This window comes from Streptomyces canarius, assembly GCF_014650735.1.
Lineage (GTDB): Bacteria > Actinomycetota > Actinomycetes > Streptomycetales > Streptomycetaceae > Streptomyces > Streptomyces olivaceoviridis.
Genome location: NZ_BMVN01000097.1, coordinates 1 through 14,398, shown reverse-complemented (window position 1 = coordinate 14,398; position 14,398 = coordinate 1). Strand labels below are relative to the sequence as shown.

10 protein-coding genes and 1 pseudogene are annotated in these 14,398 nt (G+C 68.4%); 9 read left to right on the top strand and 2 right to left on the bottom strand.

The genetic code is table 11. From position 1 onward, the window contains the following. Positions 1–452: 452 nt before the first annotated feature. On the bottom strand, positions 453–647 hold the full coding sequence (locus IE294_RS44630) for a hypothetical protein (RefSeq protein ID WP_189895062.1): 195 nt from the start codon (positions 645–647) through the stop codon (positions 453–455). A 216-nt stretch (positions 648–863) separates the two neighbouring features. Here IE294_RS44630 and IE294_RS44625 point away from each other — a divergent pair. Further along, positions 864–1,369: pseudogene (locus tag IE294_RS44625) on the top strand (relaxase domain-containing protein); the annotation flags it as partial. Positions 1,370–1,548: 179 nt separating this feature from the next. Here IE294_RS44625 and IE294_RS44620 read toward each other — a convergent pair. Then, entirely contained in the window at positions 1,549–2,973 is a 1,425-nt protein-coding gene (locus tag IE294_RS44620) for a non-reducing end alpha-L-arabinofuranosidase family hydrolase (RefSeq protein ID WP_189895061.1), read from the bottom strand. A gap of 737 nt (positions 2,974–3,710) precedes the next feature. Here IE294_RS44620 and IE294_RS44615 point away from each other — a divergent pair. From IE294_RS44615 to IE294_RS44580, 8 genes are all read left to right on the top strand, one after another. Further along, complete coding sequence (locus IE294_RS44615; protein ID WP_189895060.1) at positions 3,711–4,739, top strand: LacI family DNA-binding transcriptional regulator; 1,029 nt, start codon at positions 3,711–3,713, stop codon at positions 4,737–4,739. Between the two features lie 163 nt (positions 4,740–4,902). Then, positions 4,903–6,135 (top strand): sugar ABC transporter substrate-binding protein, encoded by a 1,233-nt coding sequence (locus IE294_RS44610; RefSeq protein WP_189895059.1) that lies wholly within the window; start codon positions 4,903–4,905, stop codon positions 6,133–6,135. A 31-nt stretch (positions 6,136–6,166) separates the two neighbouring features. Further along, a complete protein-coding gene (locus IE294_RS44605; RefSeq protein ID WP_189895058.1) occupies positions 6,167–7,153 on the top strand; it encodes a carbohydrate ABC transporter permease in 987 nt (328 codons plus the stop codon). Then, positions 7,150–7,980 (top strand): carbohydrate ABC transporter permease, encoded by an 831-nt coding sequence (locus tag IE294_RS44600; protein ID WP_189895057.1) that lies wholly within the window; start codon positions 7,150–7,152, stop codon positions 7,978–7,980. The genes IE294_RS44605 and IE294_RS44600 overlap by 4 nt, the downstream gene beginning before the upstream one ends. Before the next feature lie 56 nt (positions 7,981–8,036). Next, positions 8,037–9,773, top strand: coding sequence for an amylo-alpha-1,6-glucosidase (locus IE294_RS44595; protein WP_189895056.1), 1,737 nt, complete (start codon positions 8,037–8,039; stop codon positions 9,771–9,773). A gap of 70 nt (positions 9,774–9,843) precedes the next feature. After that, entirely contained in the window at positions 9,844–11,700 is a 1,857-nt protein-coding gene (locus IE294_RS44590; protein WP_189895055.1) for an RICIN domain-containing protein, read from the top strand. A gap of 176 nt (positions 11,701–11,876) precedes the next feature. Continuing rightward, a complete protein-coding gene (locus IE294_RS49525; RefSeq protein ID WP_306433548.1) occupies positions 11,877–12,239 on the top strand; it encodes a P-loop NTPase family protein in 363 nt (120 codons plus the stop codon). Positions 12,240–12,430: 191 nt separating this feature from the next. Then, the gene (locus IE294_RS44580; RefSeq protein ID WP_229918105.1) at positions 12,431–13,879 is read left to right on the top strand and encodes a protein kinase domain-containing protein; all 1,449 of its coding nucleotides are present in this window, start codon (positions 12,431–12,433) and stop codon (positions 13,877–13,879) included. The last annotated feature ends 519 nt before the right edge of the window (positions 13,880–14,398 follow it).

The following is a 14,398-nucleotide window of genomic DNA, read 5'->3' as shown; positions in this document are numbered from 1 at the left end:
TCACGCCCCTACCTCGTGACAACCCGTCACCACACCACAAGAAGTGGACCAGAACCCGTTCTCGTGAACATCGGATCTCCAGGTCACCAGGCGCCTCCCCGAGCCGTGAACACGTGCTGCTCGACAGGCAGTCGAGAACGCCACGGAGGACAAGACCGCACGTAAGGCCCTTAGCTAGTGGCGAGGATGCCCAGAGACAGCAGCACGCCATCCGCCGCATCGGCCGGATCCTCAGCAAGGTGAAGGTCGACGCCGACGCTGACGCCGTCCCCGATCCGGCGCTGTCGACGAGGACGGCGTCGTCGACGCAGAGCTCGTTGAGGGTTGACCCCTGCCGTTGAGCGAAGACTTCCCCGATTGGGGAAGTCCCGCGATTTGTGGCGGCACCAGCTCTGCGTGCCATGCCGCACGGGGCTGGTGGTGGTGCGGTGCGCAGTATTCGCACGGCACCGTCAGCAGTCGCCGTAGTGGCTCCGCATCACCTCCGTCCACTGCTCAGACCGGACCGTCTGGCAGCCGGGGCAACGACGCAGCGTGACACGCTCGGCGGTGAGGAAGGCGGACCGCGCGGAGCGCACCTGGAGCACGTCCAGGAGCAGCGGCGTGCGACAGAGGGGACAGGGTTCTCCGTACCTGGTGGTGTTCATGGGCGGGAGAGTGCACACACCAGCGGCTTATCGTCTCGGGCTGATCGGACGGCCCGCCTGGCGGGCGGCACGGTAAAGATCTGGTGATGGCCTCCCGCCCTGCGGGAGGGGCCCTGGATCGCGCTTCTTCGCACGTCAGTACCGGGGTTCCATGGCCAGATGATCAGCCAAACGAAGATCCGTCCGGGCGGCGAGCGCTATCTCTTCCGTGGCGTGATGGTCGGCGACGGCCCCCGTGCTGCGGGTAAGCCGTTGCGCGCCGCTCAGGACGAAGCCGGTGTCCCTCCCGGGGTGTGGAAGGGCAGGAGCTTGGCCGCGGTCGGTCTCAGGGCCGGGGACGTGGTGACGAGCGGCAGGCCGAGCTGCTCCTGGGGGAAGGCCGGCACCCGGATGCCGACCGGATCGAGCGCGAGCTCCTGGCGCAGGGCAAGAGCCCGGCCCGCGCCCGGCGTGCGACCGTGCTGGGCAGGCCCATCGAGCACAACCGCTCACCCAAGACCGACAGGGCCAAGGAGCGCATCCCCTGGCTCGGCATGCACCTGGTGTTCCGGCCCCCGCCGACAGCACACGTCGCGTGGGCGCTGGCTGACTACGAGACCCGCCGGGTGCTGGAGCTGTGCCAGGACATCGCCCGGGACAAGACGCTGGCGTGGTTGGAGGATGCGGTCGCCCAGATCCGCTGGAAAGGCGGCGGCAAGCACCGCGCCCGGGTCAAGGACGGGGGCACCTCATGGGCACGCCTGCCCGCCTCACTCGCCATCGCCGCGACCCCAGCCGACGTGCGGCTGGGGTTGACCAAGGTGGTGGGTGTCGGTCAACGAGTGGAGTCGCCCACGCCGTGAAGCGCTTGTCTGGGCGTGGGCGGACCCCACCACGTCGCGATCGCCGTGGATCGGGCGGGTCAGCGCTGCAGGGTCAGCACGCCCGGCCGCCAGGGCAGCTCGTTGTAGGGCATGCCCGGGGTGACGGAGGCGGGGGACTTGCCCTGGTAGAGGAACTGAAGGTTGCAGGGGTCGATGGTCTTGGTCTGGTCGGGGTTGTTGCGGACCAGGTCGCCGTGGCTGATGTCGTTGGTCCAGGTGGCACCGCTGTTGGCCTTGCCCGCGAAGGGGTTGCTCTCGCCGGCGGCCTGCGGGGTCCACGGACCGTTCAGGCTGGAGGCGGTGAACGAGCGGAAGTAGCGCCCGTTCGCGCCGATCGCCTCGACGGTCATGAGGTACTGGTTCTGGCCCTGGACCTTGTAGACCTCCGGCGCCTCGAACAGGTTGTTCGTCGTGTCGCTCATGACCGTCTTGTACGACGAGCCGAAGTTCCCCGGGAAGTCCCCGATCGGCATGCTCGCCTGGTAGATGTTGCCGTTGTCGCCGGCGAAGAACATGTACATGGTCTTGTCGTCAGCGATCAGGGTCTGGTCGAGCGGGCCGCTGCCCGGGATGCTGCCCGTGAACAGTGGCTGCGGCGCGGACCAGCCGTCGGGGTTCGTGGGGTCGCTGGAGGTGCGGTAGATGAAGGGCGAGGCACCCCACTGGGAGGCCAGCACCCAGATGTTCTTGGGCGCGAAGTAGATCAGCGTTGGCGCCACCGCGGACTGGCTCATCCCGGTCTGGCCGGCCGACGCCATGTCGGACCAGTTCGTGAAGGGAGCGAACGCCATCGAGCCGTACGACGTCCCCCCCGACACGTTCGAGGCGTAGACCAGGTGCTTGCCGTTGTACACCACGTTGGTGAAGTCCTTGAGCGAGTTCCACCCGTTCGCCGGCTGCGCCAGTGCACTCGTCGACGTCCACCGGTAGGTCGACGGAAGGGAACACGTGCCGCCCCCCGGCGCGGACAGGCCGGTCCACTTCTGGTTGCTGCTGCCGTGGCACGCCCAGAGCTGCACCGCCGTGCCGTTGGCTGTAGCGCCGCCCGAAACGTCCAGGCACAGCCCGGACTCCACGCCGACGACCGTACCGTCGGAGTTCACCCGCCACTGCTGGTTCGCACCGCCGTTACAGGCCCAGATCTCCACCCGGGTACCGGCCGTGGTGGCGTGACCCGGCACATCCAAGCACTTGTTGCCGTACACGGTGAGCTGGTTGCTGTCCGTGAGTGTCCACTGCTGGTTGGTCCCGCCCGTGCAGTCCCAGATCTGCAGGAACGTACCATCGGCCTGGCTGGCGTTCGGCACATCGAGACACCGGCCGGAGCCGACACCGCGCAAGGCGCCTGTGCCGGCTGCCTGAGCCGGGCTGGCGACGAGCATCGCCGCCAACGAGACCAGGGCCGCAAACGCGGCGGCGAGCACCACAGACAGACGTCTGCGGCTGAACCTTCTTAAGCGCATGGGACCTCGTCATCCTTGAGCAAGCGGTTCTGATGGGAACCGTCGGTGTCTTCGGACTGGCGATGCGGTGCAGTTCTGGCACGTTCGCTATACCGAACGCGTGTCGGAGTATCGAGCAAAGTGGATGATGGGAGAACCGGGGAACGGCGTCAATAGTTCCTGCACGATTTGCGAGATCGCGAGGGTGTCCCGTGCCGCTGGTGCATCTCCTCCGGTCCCTGCCGTGTTTGTGAAGCCGGGTCCGCTCGGCCCCGGTGGAGGCGCCGACGATGCCGGCGACCATGATCGCGGAGCGGATCGGCCGACAGCGCGGGATGGCCGTCCTCACCCTCGGGCAAAGGGGGAAGCGGGGTGACCGCTGTCGTGTCCTGCGGTGCGCTGTCGCGGTCATTGGCCGGGGTGGGCGGAGCGGGGCGCGTCGATACCTGCGACATCCGTGGCCTCCGGGTCCCGAAGGGGCGGCTGTCATCACGCTGCGGGCGGTCCGACCGGTCCGTCGCGTTGCCGGATGCGTGGAACGTGAGGCATGTGGACGGGCGGCCGTGGCGGCGCATGCAGATTTCCGATGTGTTTCCGTGGCTGTGCACAAGGTATTGACACCCCGACAGGTGGACTCCTAACGTCCCATCGACGCGAACCGGTTCGACACCGGGGTGCGACGCATCACTCCCATCTTCTGGATGCCAGCGGCTACTTCCCTGCCGGGAGTAGCGAATCGGTTCGATGAAGGAGCCGCCGTGAACATCGGTGAGATCGCCAGTCGGGCTGGTGTCTCGCGGAGCACCGTGTCGTATGCCCTGAGCGGCAAACGTCCGGTGTCGCAGGACACCCGCCGGAAGATCCAGCGGGTCATCGACGAACTGGGGTACCAGCCCAACGCGAGTGCGCGGGCCCTGGCCAACGGCCGGACCAACACGATCGGTCTGGTTTTCCCGCCGGCCGGGAACCACTACACCAGCATGCAGCTGGACTTCATCGGCAGTGTGGTGGAGGCCGCGGCGGCCTACGACTACGACGTGCTGCTGTCCCCGAGCGGTGTGGACAGCGACCGCTCCTTCCAGCGGCTGCTGGGGGAGCGGCGGGTCGACGGGGCGATCCTGATGGAGATCAGGCTGCGGGACGACCGGGTCGACCATCTGGCCGAACTGGGATTCCCGTCCGTCGCCATCGGTCGTACCGCGCACCCGGAGGGCGGCTGGTGGGTCGGCCTGGACCACACCGTGCTCGCGGCGGCCTGCGTGCACCATCTCGCGGATCTCGGCCACCGCCGGGTCGCGTTCGTGAACCGGCCCGAGCAACTGCTGCGGGTCGGATACGAGTCCGCGCACCGGGGACTGGACGGGTTCGCGAAGGCGGCGGCCGAGCGTGGGCTGACGGTACGTACGTACTGCTGCGGGGACGACGCTGCCTCGGGCCAGGCCTGCCTGGAGCGGATCCTGCACGACGATCCGGCCACCACGGCCCTGGTCACCCTGAACGAGGCCGCGCTCGGCGGCCTCTATCGCGGGCTCGCGCATGCGGGCCGTCATGTGCCGCGTGACTTCTCCGTGACCGGTGTCGTGGCCGGCCGATGGGCGGAGACGGTGACCCCGCAACTCACCGCGGCCGACGTGCCGGCGGAGGAGATGGGCCGCCGGGCCGTGGATCTGCTCGTCGAGCGGATCGACCATCCCGACGCGCCGCCCCGGCACCACCTGCTCGCACCGCCGATCTCCCTGCGGGCCAGCACCGGACCCGCCGCCGGAGCATCATCCGGCGAAGCCTGACCCCCCCTCACGTCTTCTCCCGCAGTCTCCCTTCTTCTTCCGTCACCTCCCGCTCCTTCCCCTGTCACCCGGCACCCGATTCCTCACCGTCGCCGTTCGGCGTGCCCCTTGCCGCCAGTCACCCCTGTCACGGCACCCGTGTGCCCAAAGCCAAGGACCCGCCATGCACAGCTACTCGAGACGGCTTCTCGCTGCCGTGTCCCTGTCGACCGTCGTGGCCGTCGCCGGCACCGCCTGCTCCGGCAGCACGGACACCAAGGGCACGGACAGCGGCACGTACACCATCTGGGACCCGTACCCGCAGTTCGACAAGACCTCGGCGTGGGCGAAGCTGCTGGACGGCTGCGGCACCCAGGCCGGTGTGAAGATCAAACGGACCGCCTTCGACACCAGCGACCTGGCGAACAAGGCGCTGCTCGCGGCGCAGCAGGACAACTCCGCCGACGTCCTCATCGTGGACAACCCGGTGGTGTCGACCCTGGCCGAGGCGGGCGTGCTCACCACGACCGACGACAACAAGCTGGACACTTCGAAGGTCGACCCCAACCTGCTCGCGGCCGGCCAGTCGGGCGGGCAGACGTACGGTACGCCGATCGGCGCCAACACCCTCGCCCTCTACTACAACAAGAAGGTCCTGAAGGCGGCCGGGGTCGACATCGCCTCGGTCAAGGACTGGAAGTCGCTGACGGCGGCTCTCGCGAAGGTCAAGAAGGCCGGCAGGAAGGGCATCACCTTCTCGGCGATCGGCACGGAGGAAGGCAGCTTCCAGTTCCTGCCCTGGTTCTGGGGCTCGGGTGCGAAGCTGACCGAACTCGACTCGCCCGAGGGTTCCTCGGCGCTGAAGCTCTGGACCGACTGGCTGAAGCAGGGGTACGCCCCGAACTCGGTGCTCAACAACACCCAGACCACCAGCTGGCAGGAGTTCGCCAGCGGCGACTACGCCTTCGCCGAGAACGGCACCTGGCAGCTCGCAGGCGCCAGAAAGGCCGGCTTCGACTACGGCGTCCTGCCCATCCCCGGGGCCTCGGGCGGGAACGCCGCGGCCCCGACGGGGGGCGAGTTCGTCACCGTCCCGGTCCAGGGCGACACGGGCCGCTACGCCACCACCCACAAGCTGGTGTCCTGCCTGACCAGCGCCGAGCACCTGTACGACACCGACACCACGCTGTCCTACGTGGCCCCCACCAGCGAGGTGCAGGACAAGCAGGTGGCGGCGGACGCCGAGCTGAAGCCCTGGGTCGATGCGGTCAAGGCCGCCGAGGGGCGCACCAGTGGCGACCTGGGCACCAAGTACCCGAAGATCTCCGAGCAGATGTGGAAGGCGGTCCAGTCCGCCCTCAGCGGCTCCAAGTCGCCCAAGGACGCGCTCACCGCGGCGCAGGACGCCGTCAAGTAAACCGTCAGGCACCGCGACCGAGGGCTTCTTGATGCATCGCATGACACATCTGCCGGACCGCCGGCCGGTGCGTGACCGGGACGAGGCGGCCACCGCCGCCCCGCTCCCGGCTCCCACCGCCCGTCGGCGCCGCCGCCCGGCCTCCCGACAGTGGGCCGCCTGGGCCTTCCTATTTCCGGTAACGGTCTACCTCGTCCTCTTCTACGCCTATCCGCTCTACCGGAATCTCGACCTGAGCCTGCGGCACTACACCGTCCGCTCCTTCGTCCAGGGCAACGCGCCGTTCACCGGCCTCGCGAACTACCGGACGGTCTTCGGCGACCCGGCCTTCGGCCCGGCACTCACCCACACCGTCGTCTTCACCGCCGTGTGCCTGTTCTTCCAGTACGCCATCGGCCTGGCCCTCGCGGCCTTCTTCGACCAGCACTTCAAGCTCTCCGCGACCCTGCGGGCGCTGTTCCTCCTGCCGTGGCTGCTGCCGCTGATCGTGTCGGCCTCCACCTGGTCGTGGATGCTCAACAGCGACTCCGGTGTCGTCAACGCGGCTCTGCACGTCATCGGCGTCGGTCCGGTGAACTGGCTGACCTCACCGGAGTGGGCACTGACCTCGGTGATCACCGCGAACATCTGGATCGGCGTGCCGTTCAACCTGGTCGTGCTCTACAGCGGCCTCCAGTCCATCCCGCACAGCCTCTACGAAGCGGCCGCCCTCGACGGCGCGAGCGCCTGGCGACGCTTCTGGAGCATCACCTTCCCGCTGCTGCGCCCCGTGTCCGCGATCACCCTGCTGCTGGGGTTGGTCTACACGCTCAAGGTCTTCGACATCATCTGGATCATGACCAAGGGCGGCCCGGCGGACGCGTCCACGACCTTCTCCACCTGGTCCTACCAGCTCGGCTTCGGCAACCTCCTGCCCGCCTTCGGTCCCGGCGCGGCCGTCGGCAACCTCCTCGTCGTCGCCGCCCTTGTCTTCGGTCTGGTGTACGTGCGGATCCAGAGGAAGCAGGAGTTGGCATGAGCACGCTATATCGGTTTCGCGGTACGGGGTGGAAGACCGCCCTCGGCCTGGCACTCACCGCCGTCATGCTCTTCCCCGTCTACTGGATGCTCACCGTGTCCTTCACCCGTGACCAGGACATGCGCAAGTCCCCGCCCGATCTGTTCCCCGTACACGGCACGCTGGCCGGCTACCGCGCCGTGTTCGACCAGCAGTTGCCCTACCTGGGCACGAGCCTCGTCATCGGCTCGGGCACGGTCGTGCTGACCGTGGCGCTTGCGGCGCCCGCCGGATACGCGCTGGGGAAACTCCGCCCGCGCGGCGGGGGAGTCCTCGGTTTCCTCTTGCTGGTGGCCCAGATGATCCCCGGCATCATCATGGCGATGGGCTTCTACGCCATCTACCTCCAGCTCGGACTGCTCCAGTCCGTCCCCGGCCTGATCGTCGCCGACTCCACCCTCGCCGTCCCCTTCGCGGTACTGATCTTCACCGCGTTCATGTCCGGCATCCCCGGTGAACTGCTCCAGGCCGCGCAGGTGGACGGAGCCGGGCCCTGGCGCACCTTCCGGTCCGTGGTGCTGCCGATGAGCCGCAACGCGGCCGTCACCGTGTCGCTGTTCGCGTTCCTGTGGTCGTGGTCCGACTTCGTCTTCGCCAGCACCTTGGCGGGCGGCGGCGCCCACGAGCCGATCACGCTCGGCATCTACCACTACATCGGCAACAACAACCAGGAGTGGAACGCCATCACGGCCACCGCCGTCGTGGCCTCGCTGCCGGCAACGGTGATCCTCGTCCTCGCCCAGCGCTATGTGGCCGCCGGGGTGACGGCAGGAGCCGTCAAGGACTGACTGACCACCACATGACCACCGTCGGCCACCCCTGCTGAAGAAACGAGTCACACCACATGACCGCCGCCCGCTCCGGCCCGGCCTTCTCCATCCACGACATCCCGTTCAGCACGCACGGCTCCTGGTTCGGCATCTCACCCGTGCTGGCGGAGAAGGCACGTGCCGAGGACCTCCACCTCGTCTCGCACCAGAACGGCATGCACGCCGTCCTGCGCTTCACGTCCCTCGACGCGACGACGGGCGAGCGCGCGGGGACCCGCGTCGAGGCGACTCCGGGCCTGCTCAGTTGGAGCGGTGAGCGAGGGTGCGTCGCCCTCGCCTATGCCGCACCGGACACCGTCCGCCTGCGCGGTGAAGGACTCGGCCTGCGTATCACCGCTGCGGCGGACGCCCTGACCCCTTTCACGGGCACCTACTTCTACCGCGACCCGGTGGACGGGTCGTACGTGTTCACCTCGTATGAGACCGGGCGCCGTTACCGGGTCACCGTGCTGTCGGGTTCCGTCGCCGAGGTGTCCGGCAGCCAGACCCTCGGGAGCGGCGAGCGAGGCGTCATCGTCACCGCGGGCCCCGGCGGAGTCTGGGAGGCGGCGATCGAGGAACTGGACAGCGCACGCCTCCCTTGCACGCCCTCGGAGACGTTCGACGCCGTCGTGGCAACCGCGGAGCACGCCTTCGCCGCGTTCGCCGACGCGGTGGCCCCCTGGCGCTCGTCCGCGACCCCGGCCGCGGAACTCGCCGCGTACGTCCTGTGGTCGGCGACGGTCCGTCCGGCGTCCCTGATCACCAGGCCCGCGGTGCTGATGTCGAAGCACTGGATGGACAAGGTCTGGAGCTGGGACCACTGCTTCAACGCCCTCGCCCTGGCACCCGGAGTCCCCGCCCTGGCCTGGGACCAGTTCTCCCTGCCCTTCGACCACCAGGACGAGACCGGTGCCCTGCCCGACTCGGTGACCCACTCCGAGGTCCTCTACAACTTCGTCAAACCGCCCATCCACGGCTGGACACTCTCGCACCTGCGCAGACGTCTTCCCGAGCCCCTCAGCCGGACGGAACTCGCCGAGATCTACAGTGGATTGGCACGGTGGACGGACTTCTGGCTCACCGCCCGCCGTGCACCGGGCGCCTCCCTGCCCCACTACCAGCACGGCAATGACAGCGGCTGGGACAACGCCACCACCTTCGACCCCGAGCGCGTGGTCGTCACCGCCGACCTCGCCGCCTTCCTCATACTCCAGCTCCGCGAACTCGCGCGACTGGCCGGCGAACTGGACCGGCCCGACGAATCCCGGGGCTGGTCCCGTACCGCCGAGGCGACCCAGACCGCCATGCTCGACGAGCTGTGGACAGGAGAGCGGTTCGTGACCCGCGGTGTCGACAGCGCCGCGACCTGGACAAGCTCCAGTCTGCTGGACCTGATGCCGATAGCACTCGGCGAGCACCTGCCTGCACACATCGGCAAAACCCTGGCCGCCCGGATCGAGACCCACCTGACCACCCACGGACTGGCCACCGAACTCCCCAGCTCGCCCCACTACCTCTCCGACGGGTACTGGCGCGGGCCGATCTGGGCCCCCGCCACCATCCTCGTCGAGGACGGCCTGCGCCGCGCCGGCCACGACCGCCTCGCCGACGAGATCAGCGCCCGCTTCCGCGCCCTGTGCGAAACCCACGGCTTCGCCGAGAACTTCGACGCCCTCACCGGAACCGGCCTGCGCGACCGCGCCTACACCTGGACCGCCGCCGCCTACCTCCTCCTCGCCGAAGCCCACGCACACCGAGACGGCCGCTGACCGGCCGCCGCCTTCCGAACCCCGGGACCGATCCGGCCCCGGTTCCCCCCTCCACTCCAGGAGCCGCAGAATGAAGCCGCTCACCACACGCTCAGGACCCGCGAGCCGCACCCGACGCCGCGCCGTCGCGTGCGGGGCCGTCCTCCTGGCCGCCCTGGCCGCGACCCTGCTGCCCGCCGCCTCGTCACAGGCCTCGGACACCACTGTTACCGTCGACTTCTCCGCCTCCAGGGGCGCCCCCACGTACCGTGCTTCGGGCACCATCTACGGGATGACCGAGGACGGCTCGCTGCCCCAGGAGCACTTCTACAAGGACATCAAGTGGAAGTTCATGCGGGCCGGCGGCGCCCAGCTGGACAACCCGGGAGGCTGGGTCGCCGGCAAGTACGACCGCCGGTGGAACTCCACCCTCGCCCAGTACAAGCGCACCAAAGCGCTGGGCGGAACCTTCGTCATACTGCCGCACGACCTGTGGGGCGCCGACGGCACCACCAGCCCCACCTTCCCCGGTGACAACGGCGACTGGTCGCGCTTCAACTCCTTCTACGACCGCCTCCTCGCCGACGCGAAGGCCGCGGGCATGTCCGACATCCAGTGGGACATCTGGAATGAACCAGATTATTCGTCCTTCTGGGACCGGCCACAGGCCCAGTACCTGGAGATGTGGAAGCGGGCCTACCAGCGGATCCGGGCCGCCTTCCCGAGCGCCGTCATCGTCGGGCCCAGTACGGCCGGGAAGCCCTCCACGGACTGGGGCGGCCCCTGGTGGAACGCGTACCTGGACTATGTGAAGGCCAACAACGTCGAACCCGACATCTACAGCTGGCACGACCTGCCGGGTGACCCGGTCACCGACGCCGACGCCGTCAACTCCAAGCTGGCGGCACGGTCGATGACCACGCGCCGTCCGTTCCAGGTCAACGAGTACGCCGCCAACGACGAGCAGAATCCCGGCCGGGGCGGCTGGTACATCTCCCGTCTGGAGCGCGCCGGGGCGGACGGCATGCGCGCCAACTGGGCGTGGGGCGCCAACCTGCACGATTTCGCGGCGAAGCTCCTCACCAAGACCGGCAGTCAGTATCTGCCGCTGGGCGAGTGGTTCCTGTACCGGTACTACGGCTCCCAGACGGGCAGCATCGTGAACGTCACGCCCGGTACGAACACCGACGGAGTGGCGACGAAGGACAACTCCGCGCGCAACGCGAAGATCCTGCTGGGCAGCAACGGCAACACCGGGAACGTCACCGTCGAACTCAACCGTCTCGACACCACATCGGTGGTGGAGAACCGCCGGGTGCGCGCGATAGTCCAGCGCATACCGAACAACGGCGGCGGCGCGGTGACGGGACCAGTGACGGTCTCCGACCGGACTCTGACCGTCAGCGGCAATTCGGCTGCGGTGAGCGTGCCGTGGACGGATGCCGCCGACGGCTACACCGTCACCCTGCTGCCCCCGTCCAATACCACCGTCTCCACGGTCGCGGTGGCCCAGCACAGCGGTGAGTGCCTGGACGACACCGACCTCAGCACCGAGGACACCACGCAGTACCAGCAGTACCACTGCGAGGGCGGCTACCAGCAGATGCTCGATCTGAAGCCGGTCGCAGGCCGGGCGAACACCTACACCATCGTGAATGAGTACAGCGGCAAGTGCCTGGACGTCTCGGGCGCTTCCACGGCCGACGGTGCCGCCGTCATCCAGTGGACATGCGGCGGCGGTACGAACCAGATGTTCACCCTCGACCCCGTCACCGCGATCGGCAACAGCAAGGACTACCAACTGGTCGCGGTCCACAGCGGCAAGTGCGTGGACGTCAGTGGGATCTCGACCGCACCCGGCGCGAAGATCCACCAGTGGACCTGCGACCCGGCGAGCGCGCTGAACAACAAGAGGAACCAGATCTGGCGCCTTGAGGGCATGGCCTGACCTGTCCCTTGAGCACGGGGGCTCACGCGGAACCGATGAGCGCTGACAGGGCGACACCGGTCGCGGAACCACCCGGGGGGTGAGGAAAGTCGCTGAGAGACTTCCTGCCGGCACATTTCCCATAGTGCCCAGGCGGAAAAGGCCACCAGCGCGCTCCAGAGCCGGAACAACCCGGCGTGGTATTCAGCTGCGCCGAGCCGCTGTGTGAGTACCGACAAGTAGCGCCCGAGCTCCGCACCCCGTCAAGCGCCCTGTATGAGGTTGACCTGTTTTCAACGCGAACTCGTGGTGGAGGAACTGGAGACTCGTCGGCGGGTCCAGCCGCCAGGAGCTGGACGCTGCTGCGGCACGCGACGAAACCCGACGCCGAGTACCTCAAGCACGTCACCGAATACTGCCTGCGCGACTGGTACCGGGAGAAGGGCCTGCTGCCCGACAGTCTGGAGACCGTTATCGACGCGGCAAGCACCCTGGACGACACCATCCAGCAGATCCTGCACGAGAGCGGCCTGGATCAGGTGCTTCCGGTCGACCGCTGACGTCTCTCCCGGGCACCACGTGTGCCAGAGGGGGAGCGGTCCGGGATCCCAGCGTCTACACGCACCCCCATGCGATGCCGTACACCACTGTCAGTGGTCCCTGAGAGGATGTAAGCGGGCGAAACCGCCCTCACGGGACAGCAGTTGACGATGGAGACAACGCACACCATGAGACTGGCACTGAGCAAGGAGTGGGCCGTCGGCGCCCGCATCGGCGGTGGCGGCTTCGGCGCCGTGTTCGAGGCGGAGGACACCGCCGGCGAGAAGGCGGCGGTGAAGCTCGTACCCAAAGCGCCGGGCACAGAGCGCGAGATGCTCTTCATCGATCTGGACGGCGTCCGCAATGTGGTGCCGGTCATCGACAGCGGCGAGCACGAAGACCAGTGGGTACTGGTGATGCCCCGCGCCCAGAAGTCGCTGCGCGACCACCTCCAGGAGCACGGCCAGCTGCCCTCAACGAGGCGGTCGCCATCCTGTCCGACGTCGCCCAAGCACTTGCTGACCTCAAGGACCACGAGATCGTCCACCGCGACCTCAAGCCGGAGAACATCCTGCTGTTCGGTGGCCGCTGGTGCCTGGCCGACTTCGGAATCGCCCGCTACGCCGAAGCCACCACCGTGAGGCACACCTTCAAGCTCCACGGCACCTTCGCCTACATGGCCCCCGAACGCTGGAACAACCAACGGGCCACCAGCGCCAGCGACATCTACGCCCTGGGCGTTCTGGCCTACGAGCTCCTCGAGGGCACCCCGCCCTTCACAGGACCGTACGAGCACGACTACCACGACCAGCACCTGCACGGAACCGTGCCGCCCCTCACCACCGCTCCGCCGCTTCTGGCGGCGCCGATCACCGAGTGCCTCTTCCGGGCCCCGCAGGGCCGCCCGGCGGCCGGCAACGTGCTCGCCCGGCTGGGGCAGATCCCCACGGCCCCGCTTTCCGGTGGGCTGGCCGCACTCGCGCAGGCCAACCAGGGCGCGGTCGCGCGCCAAGCCGAAGCTGACCGCCGGGTGTCGGCACACGCCACCGAGGCCGACCGTCGCAAGGCCCTGTTCGATGCCGCCACGACCTCCTTCTCCTTCATCGCCGACGCCGTCCTCACGACCCTCACGACCGCCGCCTCGAGCGCAGAGGTCCGCAAGGGCAAACAGGGAGGATGGAACGTCCGAATCAACGACGCCCAGCTGACCCTGTCCGGACCGAGGGAAACCGCCCCCGAGGTCTGGAGCACCATCTCGACACCGGCATCGTTCGACGTCATAGCGTCCGCCACTCTCTCCTTGAAGGTCCCCGCCAACTACCGCGGGTACGAGGGGCGCAGCCACTCCCTCTGGTACGCCGACGCGCAGACGAAGGACCAGTACCGGTGGTTCGAGACCGCCTTCATGGACACCCCGCTGCGCGCCACTAGCAGAACCATGGAGCCCTTCGCGTTCGACCCTCAACACGAATCCCGCGCCGCCGTCGGTCCGGGGATGATGATGCACCAGGTGGCCTGGCCCTTTACCCCGCTCGTCATCGGGGACCTGGACGAGTTCATCAGCCGGTGGGCCGACTGGCTCGCCCAGGCGGCGACCGGCCGACTCGCCCACCCGAGCCGCATGCCCGAACGCGACCCCCAGGGCTCCTGGAGGCGATGACCCCACGGGGCCGCCTGGCGGCGGCCTCGATCCACGCGGACGTGGTTGTACAGAGCGAGTGCGAGCCAGGATGTGAGGGCGACTCGGCAGGGGGTTGGGGAGACAGCCTCTTGGGCTCTTCGCCGACCGTGGTCGGTGAGGAGCCCCTCCCTGCACTGCGTGTGATCTTCGCGTCGCGCTGAGGGCGTCTTGCCGTGCCGGTGCGGGGCAGGCGTACTGGGTAGCTCGCCCCTTCTTGGAGGCCAGTCATGACGACCTCCCGCGAACAGCGGCCCCGGGCCGATGGAACGCGTGGCGGGTTCGGTAATTCTTCGGACGCGCCCGGGTGATGCCGTCAGAATCGGATCAGCAGGCGGCGAGGCCCCTACCAGCGGCATTCCGACAGCGATACGAGTGGTGCTGAGGGCGGAGGTCGATGCCGCGGGGTGGAGCAGGCGTGCCGGGGTGCGATCCGCCGGGTCTGATGCAGGTTCGGGTGACAGGTGCGGTCACGCGGCCTTGAGGGCCGGCGTGGTCATG

Excerpts from the sequence above, each read along its gene's own strand:
- IE294_RS44620 (WP_189895061.1), bottom strand. The coding sequence starts at position 2,973 with ATGCGCTTAAGAAGGTTCAGCCGCAGACGTCTGTCTGTGGTGCTCGCC.
- IE294_RS44590 (WP_189895055.1), top strand. The coding sequence starts at position 9,844 with ATGAAGCCGCTCACCACACGCTCAGGACCCGCGAGCCGCACCCGACGC.
- IE294_RS44595 (WP_189895056.1), top strand. The coding sequence starts at position 8,037 with ATGACCGCCGCCCGCTCCGGCCCGGCCTTCTCCATCCACGACATCCCG.
- IE294_RS44630 (WP_189895062.1), bottom strand. The coding sequence starts at position 647 with ATGAACACCACCAGGTACGGAGAACCCTGTCCCCTCTGTCGCACGCCG.
- IE294_RS44605 (WP_189895058.1), top strand. The coding sequence starts at position 6,167 with ATGCATCGCATGACACATCTGCCGGACCGCCGGCCGGTGCGTGACCGG.
- IE294_RS44600 (WP_189895057.1), top strand. The coding sequence starts at position 7,150 with ATGAGCACGCTATATCGGTTTCGCGGTACGGGGTGGAAGACCGCCCTC.
- IE294_RS44610 (WP_189895059.1), top strand. The coding sequence starts at position 4,903 with ATGCACAGCTACTCGAGACGGCTTCTCGCTGCCGTGTCCCTGTCGACC.